We start from the raw sequence: 14,388 nt of genomic DNA, 5'->3' as shown, positions 1-14,388 counted from the left end.
ATCGCCGCGGCAGGGCCTGTTCAGACCGGCGGATAAGCGTGGAGGCCGCCATGGCGATCCTCCGCGAAGCCCTGGACGCCGGGGGTCTCGCAGCCCGAGAGAAAGGTGGGCCCGACCGGGATCTTGCCGGCCCCGCCCGGGATGTCGAGGATATAGGTCGGCTGGCACAGGCCCGAAAGATTGCCGCGCAGACTTTTGACCAGCGCCCGCCCCTCGGCCAGCGAGAGCCGGAAATGGCCCGTCCCCGGGGCGAGGTCGGGATGGTGCAGGTAGTAGGGCTTGACCCGGCTCTCGACGAAGGCGCGCATCAGCGCCGACAGCGTGGCAACATCGGCGTTGACGCCCTTGAGCAGCACGCTCTGGCTGACGAGGACATGGCCGGCGTCGGCGAGGCACGCGAGCGCGGCCCTGGCCTCGGCGGTGAACTCGCGCGGATGGTTGGCGTGCACGGCGATGTAGCTCGCCTTGCCCGGAATGCGCAGGGCGCGGGCGTAATCCTCGGTGATGCGCTCCGGCTGGACCATCGGCACGCGCGTATGCCAGCGCGCCACCTTGATGTGCGCGATCGCCGCGAGACGCTTCGCCACCTCGCGCAGCCGCCGGGCCGAGAGGATCAGTGGGTCGCCGCCGGTCATGATCACCTCCCAGATCTCCGGCCGGGAGGCGAGATAGGCGAGCGCGGCGTCGAGCCTGTCGCCGGTCAGCGCATCGCCGCCGGGGCCGACCATCTCGCGGCGGAAGCAGAAGCGGCAATAGACCGGGCAGGCATGGACGAGCTTGAGCAGGGCCCGGTCGGGATAGCGATGGACGACCCCCTCGACCGGCGCATGCGCCGCGTCGCCGATCGGGTCGGCCAGTTCCTCCGGCAGCGTCTCCAGCTCGGCGGAAGCGGGGATGAACTGGCGCGCGATCGGATCGGCCGCGTCGGCCGGATCGATCAGCGCCGCGATCGCCGGCGTCACCGAGACGGCATAACGCCCGGCGACTTCGGCCAGCGCCTCGCGCCTGCCAGGCGCGACGAGACCGCGCTCGACGAGGGCGTCGATCGTCTTCAGCGGCTGGCCGGGCGGCTGGTGAAGCGTCATCGCCCTCCCCTGCCCGGTTCCGCGACCGGCGTCCAGAGCACATCCTCGATCCGGCGCGCGCCGGTGGCGAGCATGACCAGCCGGTCGAAGCCGAGCGCGATGCCGGACGCCTGCGGCATCGCGCCCAGCGCCGCGAGGAACTCCTCGTCGATCGGATAGCGCTCGCCATAGATGCGCTGCTTCTCGTCCATGTCGGCCTCGAAACGCCGGCGCTGCTCGCCCGGATCGGTCAGTTCGCCGAAGGCGTTGGCGAGCTCGACGCCACAGGCATAGAGCTCGAAGCGCTCGGCGACGCGCGGATCGCCCGGCTTGGCCCGGGCGAGCGCCGCCTCGGAGATCGGGTATTCGCACAGGATGGTGGCACGGCCGCGGCCGAGCCGCGGCTCGATCCGCTCCGAGAGGATGCGGCTGAAGATGTCGGACCAGCTGTCGTCCGCCACGGTCCGGATGCCGGCGGCCTGCGCCTGCGCGGCCAGGGCCGCGTGGTCGGTCGCGCCGTCACGGGCGATCGTCGCCATCAGGTCGATGCCGGCATGGCGGGCGAAGGCATCGTGCAGGGTGAGCCGCTCCGGCTCGGCGAAGGGGTCGGCCTCGCTGTCGCGCCAGCGCAGGACCGTCGTGCCGGCGGCGCGCGCCGCCTCGGCCAGCAGGGCGGCGCAGTCGCGCATCAGCGCCTCGTAATCCTCGCCGGCGCGGTACCATTCCAGCATGGTGAACTCGGGATGGTGCAGCGCCGTCCGCTCGCGATTGCGGAAGACGCGGGCGAAATCGACGATGCGCGGCTCGCCCGCCGCGAGCAGCTTCTTGGCGGCGAATTCCGGCGAGGTGTGCAGGAAATAGGGATGGCCGGCGCCGGCATCGTCGATCAGCGTGGTGGAAAAGCCGTGCAGATGCGTCTCGTTGCCGGGCGAGAGCTGCAGGATCGCGGCCTCGACCTCGACGAAGCCCTGCGCCTCGAACCACCGCCGCAGCGCCGCCTTGATCCGCCCGCGCGCCAGAAGCGCGGGGCGCCTGTCGGCATGGATGTCCGGCCGCCAGAAGGGCGGGAGTGTGTCGCTCATCACGGCTGCGGTCAGCCCGCCTTCTTCAGCAGGGCTTCGCGCAGGATATCGTTGATGCGCGTCTGCCAGCCGGGTCCATCGGCCTTGGCACGTTCCAGCACGTCCTGATCCAATCGGATGCTGACCAGCTTCTTGGTCGGTGCCTTCTGCGGGCCGCGGGCGGCGCGATGCCGGCGCATCGCTTCGAGAAACTCCGCCGGCAGAAACTCCGAAGCAGGCCGCATCTCGGCAAAGTCTTCAGCCGTCAGCTCTCGGACCTCGCCCTCGTCATCGGTCAGAGGCTCACGAGACTTCCTGCTCATATTTTCTGATCTCCCTGTCATTGGCCTTCCGAAAGCTAATGACGCGGATGCCATTCACTGTCGGCGTCCAGCAAGGCACGTGTAGACGGCTCTCGACGAAGGCAGTCGCAATGACGCGCCTTTCCGGATAAGCGAAACGCTCGTCCTCCTTGCTCACCGCCCGGTCGAAATCAAAGTCGTAACCACGATCGAACGACGATCCGCGCTCTCGCGCATTGCGTTCGCTCTTGGCCGGATCGTAGGCGATCCCCACCCCCCTAATTGTATCTACATCGCCGTGATGTCAATGGATCATACGCGATTCCGGACACCGCGCTTCCGTTTCAGGCTCCAATGCGGTAGTGGCGCGGCACAGGCATTCGCACAGCGCGCGGACAGCGCCCGCGCCAGCCAGGGAAAATCCACGTGGTCAAGGTCATCGCCTCCTCCGTCCGCAAGGGCAACGTCCTCGAAGTCGACGGGCATCTCTGCTCGGTGCTGTCGGCCGAGAGCTTCTTCCCGGGCAAGGGCACGCCGACGACGCAGATCGACATGCGCCGCATCGCCGACGGGGTGAAGGTCTCGCAACGCTACAAGACGACCGAGCAGGTCGAGCGCGCCTATGTCGAGGATCGCGACTTCACCTATCTCTACCAGGACGGCGAGCAATACGTCTTCATGAACCCGGAGACCTACGACCAGATCCCGGTCGACGGCGACGTGGTCGGCGACGCCGCGCCCTACCTGCAGGAAGGCATGAAGGTCACGCTCTCGGTGTTCGAGGACAAGGCGGTCGCGATCGAATTGCCGCAGCGCGTCACCCTCGAGGTCGTCGAGACCGAGCCGGTGACCAAGGGCCAGACGGCCTCCTCCTCGTACAAGCCGGCGATCCTCTCCAACGGCGTGCGCAGCGCCGTTCCGCCGCATATCGGCGTCGGCACCCGCATCGTGGTGATGACGGCGGACGGCTCCTATGTCGAGCGCGCCAAGGACTGACGGGACGCCCCGCTGACATCGGCGGCGGAAACCCTATATCGACGAACGCAGCGGGCCCTTTCCGGGCCCGTTTTCGTTCGCTGAGGATCTGCCATGCCGCTTTCCGCCTATGACGCCGTCTTCCCCGGTTTCGTCCAGACCCTGAGGGCGCTCGACGCCATCCTCGACAAGGCGGTGGCGGAGGCCGCCCAGCGCAGGATCCAGCCGGAGGTGCTGCTGTCGAGCCGGCTCGCTCCGGACATGCTGTCCTTCACCCGGCAGATCCAGCTGATGTCGGATTTCGCCAAGAACGCCGCCGCGCGCCTGAGCGGAGCCGAGAATCCGCGCTTCCCCGACGAGGAGAAGAGCTTCGAGGAGCTCAAGGCCCGCATCGCCAGGACACTCGATTTCGTCGCCTCGGTCGACAAGGCCGCCCTCGACGCCGGGCTGGACAGGGACGTGACCTTCCCGCGCGGCCCGTCGGCGACCGTGACGATGAAGGGGGTCGACTATCTCACCCGCTTCGCCGTCCCGAACTTCTATTTCCACGCCGCGACGGCCTACGACATCCTGCGCGAGAACGGCTTCCAGATCGGCAAGCAGGACTTCCTCAGGGGCGTGTTCGACGCGTGAGATGCACCTCGCCATTCCGGGGACGCTGCGCAGCAGCGACCCCGGAATCCATGTGCTCATGGGTCCCGGGCTCAGGCTTCGGCCTGCCCCGGAAAGACGGCAGCGCCCGGCTTCAGCCACCCGCGCCTCACAGATAGGGCGAGCAGAGCCAGAGCATCCGGTCGAGCAGGCGCAAGGGGAAGGGCTCGGCCCGCAAGGCGGCCAGCGTGACCGGCCGCGCCCGGGCGATCGCCGCGTCGATGCGCGCCTCGACGGCGCGGGCGAAGCCCTGGTCGAGCACTTCGAGATCGACCTCGAAATTCAGCCGCAGCGAGCGGGCATCGAGATTGGAGGAGCCGACATAGGCCCAGGTGCCGTCGATCGCGAGCAGCTTGGAATGATCGAAGGAGCCGGTGGCGCGCCAGACCCGGCAGCCATCCTTCAGCACCTGGTCGAACTGCGCCCGCATGGCGCGGTCGATCAGGACGAGGTTGTTGACGTCGGGCACGACGATGTCGATGGCGACGCCCCTCCGCGCCGCCGTGACCAGGGCGCTGATCAGCTCGCGATCCGGCAGGAAATAGGGCGACATGATGCGGATCGTGCGACGCGCGACCGAGAAGGCGCCGATCAGCAGCTTGTGGTTGGTCTCCAGGCTGGAATCCGGCCCCGAGGCGACGGCGCGCATCAGCACCGTCTCGCCCTGCACCGCGCCCCGCGCTTCGGCGGCCCAGCCGTCGCCGGCGAGCTCCTCGCCGGAGGCGAAGCGCCAGTCTTCCGCCGCGATGGCGAACAGGTCCTCGACGACAGGTCCCTCGATGCGGAAATGGGTGTCGTGGCCGGCGGCCTCCCCGGCGAATTCCGCGGCGAAGCCCTGACGGATGTTCATGCCGCCGGCGAAGGCGGTCCGCCCGTCTATGATCAGCAGCTTGCGATGCGTGCGCAGGTTCGCATAGGGCAGCCTGAGCCCCATGATGATGTTGCCGTTGAAGACATCGACCGGCACGCCACCCCGCTGCAGATAACCGACGATGCTCGGCACCGAATAGCGCGCGCCCACCGCGTCGATCAGCACACGCACGGCGACGCCGCGCCGAGCAGCGGCGATCAGGGCGTCGGCGATCCGGAGCCCGAGCGGGTCGCGGTCGAAGATATAGCTTTCGAGGATGATGCTGCGGCGCGCGGCGCGGATCGCCTCGCTCATCGCGGCATAGGCTTCGTCGCCCGTGGGCAGCGTCCTGATCGCGTTGCCGCTCCTGAGACCGCAGCGCGCCACGCGGTCGCCGAGCGCCCGCAATGCGCTGAAGCGCCGGCCGAAGCCGGCCGCGATCTCGTCATCGGTGACGCCGAACGGCTCCGCGGCCGCATCGGACCCGGCCCTGGCCTTCCGCTGCGAGACGATCGAAGCGCGGCGCATGCGGTTGATGCCGGCGACCGCGTAGATCAGCGGCCCGATGATCGGCGAAAGCACGATGACGCCGACCCAGCCGATGGCGGCGCGCACCTCGTCCTTGGTCATCGCGGCATGGCTGGCGGCGAGCACGGTCAGCCCCAGCGAGGCGAAACCCAGGATATGGGGCCAATAGGCGGAGAGAATCTCCCACATGGGATGCGACTATCGCATGCGATGCCGATCCGGCAACGCGATCGGCCGCATCGAGGCGCCTCGGCCTTTCACGGCTGCGCCCCCTTGCAATGGCGAGGTCAGGCTCCCATATCCCGGTCACGCGGATGTCGAGGGTGTTCCACCGTCCTCCATCCCGTTGAAGACGGCCATGAGCCCGAAGGTAGCGACGCCGGATGTACGCGCGCCCTTCCGGACATGGCCGTTGGCGTTTCCGGAAGCCGTTCCCGTCGAGACGGCCCCTCCTTTCCACATCGCGGCATGTCCGGCAGCGTGGCTGCCCCCGTCGTCGGATCGCGTCACGAGCGGCCGTCTCCGCAGAAATGGGCGTACAGCACCGCCATGATCTCGCTCACGGCCGGATGGACGATCCGATAGTGGAGCGTGCGGTGGTCGCGGCGATACTCGACGATCCCCTCGCTTCTCAGCTTGGCCAGGTGCTGCGACATCGAGGTCTGCGCCAGGCCGGTGAAGGCGATCAGCTCCGATACGCTGCGTTCGCCGGCCGACAATGCACACAGGATCAGCAGACGGTGCGGGTTGGCGAGCCCCTTGACGAAGCCCGCCACCGCCTCCGCCTTGCCTGCCATCTCGCCCGCCAGATCCATGCCGCTCCTCTTCTCAATTGCTGTTTTGATGATATTATAATTGTCGCAAGTGTAAATGCCGAACAGCAGGGCCTCCCATGAGCAAGGACTACATCGCGATCACCCGCGACATCTCCGCCTATATGGCCGAGCTGCGGAAACTGACGCCCGAGCCGATGCAGGCCTTCGGCGCGCTGGCCAAGAGCGCCGGGGCCGACGGGCATCTCAACGCCAAGACGAAGGAATTGATCGCGCTGGCGATCGGCATCACGCAGCGTTGCGACGGCTGCATCGGCTTCCATGCCAAGGCCCTGCACCGTCTCGGCGCGACGCGCGAGGAGATCGCCGAGGTCGCGGCGATGAGCGTCTATATGGGCGGCGGCCCGGCGCTGATGTACGCGGCCGATGCGCTGCGTGCCTGGGACCAGTTCGCCGCCGGCTGAGCGGCTTGCGGGGGCTCAGCCCTGCAGGAACGGATTGGTCCGGCGTTCCTCGCCGAGCGTTCCCGCCGGGCCATGCCCCGGCAGGAACTGGACGTCGTCGCCGAGCGGCAGCAGCTTGCCGGTGATGCCGGCAATCAGGTCTTCGTGGCTGCCATAGGGAAAATCGGTGCGGCCGACCGAGCCGGCGAAGAGCGTGTCGCCGGCGAGCAGGAAGCGCAATTCCTTCTGGAAGAAGGTGACATGGCCCGGCGTGTGCCCCGGCACGTGCCGGACGGAGAAGACGATATCGCCGACCGAGACGGTGTCGCCCTCGGCGAGCCAGCGTGTCGGCGTCACCGCCTGCACGCCGCGCATCTCAAACATGAGCCCCTGCTGCGGCAGCGCCTCGAGCAGGAACCTGTCGGCCTCGTGCGGGCCGATGATCGGCAGGGCGAGCCCGCCGGCGAGCTCGGTCGCGCCGCCGGCATGGTCGATATGGCCGTGGGTCAGCCAGATCGCGACCGGCGTGACGCCGAGTTCCCGCAACGCACCGCGTATGCGCTCGACGTCGCCGCCCGGGTCTACGACCACCGCCTCCCGGGTGCGCGTGCACCAGACGATCGAGCAGTTCTGCTGGAACGGCGTCACGGGCAGAACGGCGATGCCGAGCGGGCTTTCTGTCTGACCGGTCATGCGGGCGCCCTTCGTTTGAAAATCGATCGAGGGGAAACGCGCGTCTTTCCGGGGCGGGCCGCAGGCCCGAGCCCGGAACCCATGCCCACGACGAGAATAATGACGCGGCTCATGCAGCGCCCACCGTCCAGCGTCGTGTTCATGGGTTCCGGGCTCTTCGCTGCGCGAAGCCCCGGAATGACGGATCGGTTCCGGTCCTCGACGCTAGCGCCGCCCGCAGCGATTGGCGAGCAACACACGATAATCGGCCAGAGACTGGTCCATCTGGGCGACGTTCTCCTCGCGCTCACGGCCGGTCTGGCAGGTGGCGAAGACCGAGCGTGCCTTCTGCATGAAGGCGACATGGTCGCGCCAGGCCGCGCACTGCGTCGCCTGGTCGGCACTGGCGACCTGCTGCATGCGGTATTGCCGCTGGCGCATCGCCGCCTCGTTCTGGAACAGGTCGCGCGTGCAGGTCGCCGGAACGGGACGAGGCTGCGCCGGCGCCAGGCCAGGCGCCAGGACCAGCAGGGCGGCGACAACGACGCGAGCGATCATCCGAGGTTCAGCTCCTTGAAAAAGTCGTTGCCCTTGTCGTCGATGACGATGAAGGCCGGGAAATCCTCGACATCGATCTTCCAGACCGCCTCCATGCCGAGCTCGGGATATTCCAGCACCTCGACCTTGCGGATGCAGTCCTGGGCGAGGCGCGCCGCCGGGCCGCCGATCGAGCCGAGATAGAAGCCGCCATGGGCCTTGCAGGCCTCGCGAACCTGAGCCGAGCGGTTGCCCTTGGCCAGCATCACCATCGAGCCGCCGAAGGACTGGAACTGGTCGACGAAGGAATCCATCCGGCCAGCCGTGGTCGGGCCGAAGGAGCCGGAGGCGAAGCCCGCCGGCGTCTTGGCCGGGCCGGCGTAATAGACCGGGTGATTCTTGAAATAGTCGGGCATGCCCTCGCCGCGCTCCAGCCGTTCGCGGATCTTGGCATGGGCGGCATCGCGCGCGACGATGATCGTGCCGGTCAGCGAGAGACGGGTCTTGACCGGGTACCGGCTCAATGTGGCGAGAATCTCGCTCATCGGCCGGTTCAGGTCGATCCTGACGACGTCGCCGCCGAGCCTGTCCTCGTCGATCTCCGGCAGGTATTTCGACGGATCGGTCTCCAGCGCCTCGAGGAAGATGCCGTCCCTGGTGATCTTGCCCTTGGCCTGGCGGTCGGCCGAGCAGGAGACGCCGAGCCCGATCGGCAGCGAGGCGCCATGGCGCGGCAGGCGGACGACGCGCACGTCATGGCAGAAATACTTGCCGCCGAACTGGGCGCCGACGCCGAGCGCCTGCGTCAACCTGTGGACCTCCTCTTCCATCTCGATGTCGCGGAAGGCATGGCCGGAGGGCGAGCCCTTGGTCGGCAGCGCGTCGAGATATTTGGTCGAGGCGAGCTTGACGGTCTTGAGATTCTGCTCGGCCGAGGTGCCGCCGATGACGATGGCGAGGTGATAGGGCGGGCAGGCGGCGGTGCCGAGCGTCAGGATCTTCTCCTTCAGGAAGGCCATCATCCGGTCCTTGGTCAGGAGCGAGGGCGTCGCCTGGTAGAGGAAGGTCTTGTTGGCCGAGCCGCCGCCCTTGGCGACGAACAGGAACTTGTAGGCGTCCTCGCCCTCGGCATAGATGTCGATCTGCGCCGGCAGGTTGGTCGCGGTGTTCTTCTCCTCGAACATGGAGAGCGGCGCGACCTGGGAATAGCGCAGATTGCGCTTGAGATAGGCGTCGTAGACGCCCTCGCCGAGCGCCGCCTCGTCGTCCCCGTCCGTCCAGACCTTGCGGCCCTTCTTGGCCATGATGATCGCCGTGCCGGTGTCCTGGCACATCGGCAGCACGCCGCCCGCGGCGATGTTGGCGTTCTTGAGCAGGTCGTAGGCGACGAAACGGTCGTTCGCCGTCGCCTCGGGATCGTCGAGGATCCTGGCGAGCTGGGCGAGATGGCCGGGACGCAGCAGATGGTTGATGTCGATGAAGGCCTGCTCGGACAGCCGCCGGATCGCCTCGCGCGAGACGTTCAGCACCTCGCGGCCGCCGACGGTCTCGACCGTGACCCCCTCGCTGCCGAGCGAGCGATAGGGCGTCCTGTCCTCGCCGAGCGGGAAGAGATCGACATGGGTGTAGGCCATCGGGCGGTGCTCCGGCGGTTGAGCGGCGCCATGCGCGGGACGCGCGGTGCTCGCGAGGTCGGCCGCGTCATAGCCGCTCGGCGCAAGGCCTCCAAGCCCAGACTGTGATCATTCCAGGGAATGGGCCGAAGCCCGGCCCGCCGGTCAGGCCGCCTTGGCGGCGGTCTCGGCCAGGATGGCGTAGATCGCGGCCGGGTCGTGGGCGTGGCGCACCTGCTCCAGCACGGCCTGGTTCCGCAGCACGCGCGCCACCCGGGCGAGCGCCTTGAGATGGTCCGCGCCCGCCCCTTCCGGCGCGATCAGGACGAAGATGATGTCGACCGGCTGGCCGTCCAGCGCCTCGAAGTCGATCGGCTTCTCGGCCCGCGCGAACAGGCCGATGAGCCGGTCGATACCGGCCATGCGGCCATGCGGAATCGCGATCCCGTCGCCAATGCCGGTCGAGCCCAGGCGCTCGCGCTGCAGCAGGGCCTCGAACAGCTCGCGCTCGGGCAGGCCGGTCAGCATGGCGGCATGCTGAGCCAGTTCCTGAAGTGCCTGCTTCTTGCTGTTGGCACGCAGCGGCGAGATCACCGCGTCCGGCCGGAGAAGATCGGTCAGCGTCATAGGCCAATCCATGCATGTCCCGTGCCGGAGCGCAGGCACCACCGGCATCCCGGCCGGTGCCAGAGTTCCATCAGCGGCGGGACTTCAAGAAAGAGAAGCCGGCGGATCGATCCAGCCGATATTGCCGTCGCGGCGGCGGTATACGACGTTCATGCGGCCATTGCCAGCATGGCGGAAGATAACCACAGGGGCGCCGGTCAGATCGAGCTCGGCCACGGCGTCGCCGACCGTCATCTGATGCAGGGATTTGGTCGATTCCGCCACGATCACCGGGTTTTCCCCGGCATGCTCGACTTCGTGCTCCTCGACATCGTCGTCGGGGGCGGCGATCACGTAGCTGGGGATTTCCATCAGCGGCTCGCGCCCATTGGCCGTCGCGGCGCGGTCCTTCAACCGGCGCTTGTACCGACGCAGGCGCTTCTCGATGCGCTCGGCCATCTTGTCGAGGCTGGCATAGGCGTCGTGCGCGGTGGCGGAGGCTTCGAGCGTGATGCCCGAGGAGAGATGCAGGACACCATCGGTCTTGAAGGCGGTACCGTCCTTGCCGACGGTGATGTGCCCCTGGTAGCCGCCCTCGTAGTACTTGCTGAGCGCCGCGGCGACCCTGGCCTCGGCTTGTCCTCGCAGGGCGGCGCCCACGTCGAGATTCTTGCCGGAGATTCGCAAGCTCATGGACTGCTTCCCCTTCTTGTCGCCATGGTCAGTCACCGACCATCCTGAGGAGGTAAGGACGGGCCCGCGGGGTTGTCAATGAGCCGCCCGGCAGCGCTGCACGGGCTGCATGGCGGGGAAGCGGGCGGTCTCCCGCCGGTGCCGCGCCGCGGCGCCGGCGGGCCGGACAGCGTGAAGACCGCTGTTCTCAGCGTAAGGCGAGCGCCATCGCCGCCTTTTCCCGGCGCCGCTCCATGGAGGATGGAATCCGCAGCGATTCCCGATATTTCGCAACGGTCCGGCGGGCGATATCGATCCCGTTCGCCTTCAGCCTGACGACGATGGCGTCGTCGGAGAGCACGTCACCCGGCGCCTCCTCGTCGATCATCTGCCTGATGCGGTGGCGCACGGCCTCGGCCGAATGAGCCTCGCCATAGCCGGTTGCGGCGATCGCGGCCGAGAAGAAGTACTTCATCTCGAACACCCCCCGCGAACAGGCGAGGTACTTGTTGGAGGTGACGCGCGACACCGTCGATTCATGCATGCCGATCGCATCGGCGACGGTCTTCAGGTTGAGCGGACGCAGGTGCTCGACGCCATGGGCGAAGAAGCCGTCCTGCTGGCGCACGATCTCGCTGGCGACCTTGAGGATGGTGCGGGCGCGCTGCTCGAGCGAGCGCGTCAGCCAGTTCGCCGTCTGCAGGCATTCGGCGATGAAGGCCTTGTCCGCGTCGTTGCGGGCCGCCTTCGAGACGCGGGCGTGGTAGGTCTGGTTGACCAGCACCCGCGGCAGCGTGTCGGGGTTGAGGTCGACCAGCCAGGATCCGTCCGGCGCGGCGCGGATGAAGACGTCCGGCACCACGGTCTCGGCCGCGGAGCCGCCGAAAGCGCGCCCGGGCTTGGGATCGAGCCGCCGGAGCTCGGCGACCATGTCGGCGATATCCTCGTCGTCGACACCGCAGATCCGCTTCAGGGCGGCATAGTCGCGCCTGGCGACGAGCGGCAGGTTGGCGATCAGGGCCTGCATGGCGGGATCGTAGCGGTCGCGGTCACGCAACTGGATCGCCAGGCATTCGCCGACGTCGCGGGCGGCGACACCGCTCGGATCGAAGCCCTGGACGATGGCGAGGACCTGCTCGACCCGGGCAAGGTCGACGCCGAGGCGCTCGGCAATGTCGGCGAGCGGCTCGGTCAGGTAGCCGGAATCGTCGACGCCGTCGATGATATGACGGCCGATCAGCCGCTCCGCCGGCGCGGTCACGGCGAGGTCGAGCTGGGCGCTGAGATGGTCGTGCAGCGAGATCTCGCCGGTCAGGCCGCTCTCGAAACCTTCGGGCCCCTCGTCGAAGGAGCCGCCGGAGCTGCCATAGGCGCCGCCGGTGATCGGCAGGCTGTCCGCCCCTTGCGTCTCCAGGCGCGCCGCCTTGGGCTGCTCGTTCTGGAAGACGTTGTCGAGCCCCGTGCCGAGCCTGCCCTCGATCCCCTCCTGGGTGTTAAGGCTCTCGGCCCTGGCATAGGTCTCGGCATCGGCCGCGAGCGGGTTGTCGCCCTGGCCGTCGGGCGCGGCCGCTTCCGGCGCCTCGTCACCGCGCTCGAGCAGCGGATTGCGCTCCAGCTCGCCCTCGACGAAGCTCTGCAGTTCCAGATGCGAGAGCTGAAGCAGCTTGATCGCCTGCAGCAGCTGCGGCGTCATCACCAGGGACTGGCCCTGGCGCAGCTCCATGCGTGGCATCATCGCCATCGCGACTCCGACTCCTTACCTGCGGCAACTCGGCACGGTTCTTGCCTGCGAACGAGACTAGCCGTGCGCCGCAGCGGCGTCAAAGCCTCCTGCGCGCTTTCGAGCCAAGGCGTTAATGCGCCGCAGCATGGGCGCGCCGAGCGCCTGCCAGGTCAGAGGCGGAAATCCTCGCCGAGATAGACGCGGCGCACATCGGCGTTGGCGATGATCTCGGCCGGGGAGCCCTCGGTCAGCACGCGTCCGGAATGGATGATGTAGGCGCGATCGACCAGGCCGAGCGTCTCGCGAACATTGTGGTCGGTGATCAGCACGCCGATGCCGCGATCGGTCAATTGCCGCACCAGCTCCTGGATGTCGCCGACCGCGATCGGGTCGATGCCGGCGAAGGGCTCGTCGAGCAGGATGAAGGACGGCCGCCCGGCGAGCGCGCGGGCGATCTCGCAGCGCCGGCGCTCGCCGCCCGAAAGCGCGATCGACGGGGCCTTGCGCAGACGGGCGATGTTGAATTCGTCGAGCAGCTTGTCGAGCTCGCGCTCGCGCTTCTTGCGGTTGGGCTCGACCACCTCGAGCACGGCGCGGATGTTGTCCTCGACCGAGAGCCCGCGGAAGATCGAGGCTTCCTGCGGCAGGTAGCCGATGCCGAGCCGCGCCCGCTGGTACATCGGCAGATTGGTGATGTCGTTCCCCTCGAGCGAGATCACGCCCATATCGGCGCTGACCAGCCCGGTGATCATGTAGAAGATCGTGGTCTTGCCGGCGCCGTTCGGCCCGAGCAGGCCGACGGCCTCGCCATTGCGCACATAGAGCGAGGCCTCGCTCACCACGTTGCGGGCGCCGTAACTCTTGCGCAGGCCGCTGACGGCGAGGATGCCGGCCCCGCCGACAGCGCTCGCGATGCGGCCGGGCCGGGCGTCGTCCTCGGCCTCGGGCTCACTCCTGCCGCGGCCAAAGAGTCCGCCGAGCCTGGCGAAGAGGCCGCCGCGCGCCGCCGGCGCCCGGGCCGGACGCGCCGCGTTCGACTGCGCCTGCGCGGCAGCCTCGGGAGGCGGGGAAAGGGATATCGTCACAGGGAGAAACGCACGCTGCTGACGTTCGACATGGGTCCGCTCTGGTATGCGAGGCGCGCCCGGCTGGCAACGCCTTCCTGCGGCCGCCCCTGCCGCAGGTGATTCAGTTGGTCGGAGCGGCAGCCGGCTTGGCCCCCGCCTTGCTGTCCTTGCCGTCCTTGCCGGCCTCGCCCGAATTCGGCACGAAGAAGCCCTGGACCCGCCCCTTCGAGGTGACGTTGGCGACACCGGTCTGGGTATCGTAGACGAGCTGATCGCCGCGGGTGATGTTCGGGCCGTCGTTCAGCGCGACATTGCCGGTCATGATCACCTTGTTGTTGGCGCGGTCGAAGACGGCATTGTCCGAGGTCGCGGCCTGGGTCTTCGAGACCACGGTGACCGGGCCGGTGCATTCGATGCGCTTGATCGCGCCGTCATTGGCCTGGCTCTGCCCCTGAGCGGCCGGCTGGGCCGGCTTCGGCGTCCCGCCCTGGCCGCGGCCTTCGTAGAACACCGTCATGACCGAGCAGCGCACCGTCGTCTCGCCCTGCACCGCGACGACATTGCCGGAAAAGACCGCCTTGTTGTCCTTGTCGAGCACGTCGAGCTTGTTCGCGTCGATCTTGATCGGCTCCTTGCTGTCGCCGCCCATGCCGCCGAAAGGCGAGCCCGGCGCGCCGCCGCGCGCCTTGGCCGGCTTGGCCGGCGCCGTGCTCGCAGCGGCAGGCGCCGCGCCGGATCGCGCCGGCGGCTGCTGGGCGAGCGACGCGGCGGACAGAGCGGGCGCGATCAAGGCGGCAAGAGCGAGAACGAGCGGTTTCATGGGCGATCCGTCATTGATCCATAGGGCGCGA

The 14,388-nt window shown here is 68.3% G+C and carries 17 protein-coding genes; 3 read left to right on the top strand and 14 right to left on the bottom strand.

Translation table 11 applies throughout. The features are described from left to right. Positions 1-20: 20 nt before the first annotated feature. Genes CS1GBM4_RS08785 through CS1GBM4_RS08770 form a run of 4 tightly spaced genes read right to left on the bottom strand, consistent with a single transcriptional unit; the run spans position 21 to position 2,701 of the window. The gene (locus CS1GBM4_RS08785; protein WP_186418326.1) at positions 21-1,085 is read right to left on the bottom strand and encodes a lysine-2,3-aminomutase-like protein; all 1,065 of its coding nucleotides are present in this window, start codon (positions 1,083-1,085) and stop codon (positions 21-23) included. Beyond that, complete coding sequence (gene epmA, locus CS1GBM4_RS08780) at positions 1,082-2,146, bottom strand: EF-P lysine aminoacylase EpmA (RefSeq protein ID WP_186418325.1); 1,065 nt, start codon at positions 2,144-2,146, stop codon at positions 1,082-1,084. The genes CS1GBM4_RS08785 and epmA overlap by 4 nt, the downstream gene beginning before the upstream one ends. 11 nt (positions 2,147-2,157) lie before the next feature. Further along, positions 2,158-2,448 (bottom strand): BrnA antitoxin family protein, encoded by a 291-nt coding sequence (locus CS1GBM4_RS08775; RefSeq protein WP_186418324.1) that lies wholly within the window; start codon positions 2,446-2,448, stop codon positions 2,158-2,160. Beyond that, positions 2,429-2,701, bottom strand: coding sequence for a BrnT family toxin (locus CS1GBM4_RS08770; RefSeq protein WP_186418323.1), 273 nt, complete (start codon positions 2,699-2,701; stop codon positions 2,429-2,431). The genes CS1GBM4_RS08775 and CS1GBM4_RS08770 overlap by 20 nt, the downstream gene beginning before the upstream one ends. Before the next feature lie 152 nt (positions 2,702-2,853). On the opposite strand from CS1GBM4_RS08770, the gene efp reads away from it, so the two are divergent. Together efp and CS1GBM4_RS08760 are read left to right on the top strand one after the other, a co-directional pair. Further along, positions 2,854-3,423 carry an elongation factor P gene (gene efp, locus CS1GBM4_RS08765; RefSeq protein ID WP_186418322.1) on the top strand — a complete coding sequence of 190 codons (570 nt, stop codon included), beginning with the start codon at positions 2,854-2,856 and terminating at the stop codon, positions 3,421-3,423. A gap of 93 nt (positions 3,424-3,516) precedes the next feature. Then, the gene (locus CS1GBM4_RS08760; RefSeq protein ID WP_186418321.1) at positions 3,517-4,035 is read left to right on the top strand and encodes a DUF1993 domain-containing protein; all 519 of its coding nucleotides are present in this window, start codon (positions 3,517-3,519) and stop codon (positions 4,033-4,035) included. A gap of 127 nt (positions 4,036-4,162) precedes the next feature. Here the strand turns inward: CS1GBM4_RS08760 and CS1GBM4_RS08755 are convergent, their stop codons facing one another. Together CS1GBM4_RS08755 and CS1GBM4_RS08750 are read right to left on the bottom strand one after the other, a co-directional pair. Continuing rightward, the gene (locus tag CS1GBM4_RS08755) at positions 4,163-5,620 is read right to left on the bottom strand and encodes a phospholipase D-like domain-containing protein (protein ID WP_186418320.1); all 1,458 of its coding nucleotides are present in this window, start codon (positions 5,618-5,620) and stop codon (positions 4,163-4,165) included. Between the two features lie 317 nt (positions 5,621-5,937). Continuing rightward, positions 5,938-6,246 (bottom strand): metalloregulator ArsR/SmtB family transcription factor, encoded by a 309-nt coding sequence (locus CS1GBM4_RS08750; protein ID WP_244607136.1) that lies wholly within the window; start codon positions 6,244-6,246, stop codon positions 5,938-5,940. A 77-nt stretch (positions 6,247-6,323) separates the two neighbouring features. On the opposite strand from CS1GBM4_RS08750, the gene CS1GBM4_RS08745 reads away from it, so the two are divergent. Further along, on the top strand, positions 6,324-6,668 hold the full coding sequence (locus CS1GBM4_RS08745) for a carboxymuconolactone decarboxylase family protein (RefSeq protein WP_186418319.1): 345 nt from the start codon (positions 6,324-6,326) through the stop codon (positions 6,666-6,668). 15 nt (positions 6,669-6,683) lie between these two features. Here the strand turns inward: CS1GBM4_RS08745 and CS1GBM4_RS08740 are convergent, their stop codons facing one another. From CS1GBM4_RS08740 to CS1GBM4_RS08705, 8 genes are all read right to left on the bottom strand, one after another. Beyond that, the gene (locus tag CS1GBM4_RS08740) at positions 6,684-7,340 is read right to left on the bottom strand and encodes an MBL fold metallo-hydrolase (protein WP_186418318.1); all 657 of its coding nucleotides are present in this window, start codon (positions 7,338-7,340) and stop codon (positions 6,684-6,686) included. Positions 7,341-7,544: 204 nt separating this feature from the next. Beyond that, on the bottom strand, positions 7,545-7,877 hold the full coding sequence (locus CS1GBM4_RS08735) for a hypothetical protein (protein WP_186418317.1): 333 nt from the start codon (positions 7,875-7,877) through the stop codon (positions 7,545-7,547). Beyond that, positions 7,874-9,490, bottom strand: a complete 1,617-nt coding sequence (locus tag CS1GBM4_RS08730; RefSeq protein WP_186418316.1) for a fumarate hydratase — start codon at positions 9,488-9,490, stop codon at positions 7,874-7,876. The genes CS1GBM4_RS08735 and CS1GBM4_RS08730 overlap by 4 nt, the downstream gene beginning before the upstream one ends. A gap of 144 nt (positions 9,491-9,634) precedes the next feature. Next, a complete protein-coding gene (ptsN, locus tag CS1GBM4_RS08725; protein ID WP_186418315.1) occupies positions 9,635-10,096 on the bottom strand; it encodes a PTS IIA-like nitrogen regulatory protein PtsN in 462 nt (153 codons plus the stop codon). Between the two features lie 84 nt (positions 10,097-10,180). Then, positions 10,181-10,804 (bottom strand): ribosome-associated translation inhibitor RaiA, encoded by a 624-nt coding sequence (raiA, locus tag CS1GBM4_RS08720; RefSeq protein ID WP_348522317.1) that lies wholly within the window; start codon positions 10,802-10,804, stop codon positions 10,181-10,183. Positions 10,805-10,955: 151 nt separating this feature from the next. Continuing rightward, positions 10,956-12,488, bottom strand: coding sequence for an RNA polymerase factor sigma-54 (gene rpoN, locus CS1GBM4_RS08715; protein ID WP_186418314.1), 1,533 nt, complete (start codon positions 12,486-12,488; stop codon positions 10,956-10,958). 152 nt (positions 12,489-12,640) lie between these two features. Next, positions 12,641-13,555 carry an LPS export ABC transporter ATP-binding protein gene (gene lptB / locus CS1GBM4_RS08710; protein ID WP_244607135.1) on the bottom strand — a complete coding sequence of 305 codons (915 nt, stop codon included), beginning with the start codon at positions 13,553-13,555 and terminating at the stop codon, positions 12,641-12,643. A 103-nt stretch (positions 13,556-13,658) separates the two neighbouring features. Beyond that, entirely contained in the window at positions 13,659-14,357 is a 699-nt protein-coding gene (locus tag CS1GBM4_RS08705) for an LptA/OstA family protein (protein ID WP_244607134.1), read from the bottom strand. Between the last annotated feature and the right edge of the window lie 31 nt (positions 14,358-14,388).

This window comes from Allobosea sp. CS1GBMeth4, assembly GCF_900185715.1.
Classification (GTDB): domain Bacteria; phylum Pseudomonadota; class Alphaproteobacteria; order Rhizobiales; family Beijerinckiaceae; genus Allobosea.
The sequence above is the reverse complement of the archived record's forward strand: the minus strand, read 5'-3'. Positions and strand labels throughout refer to the sequence as shown.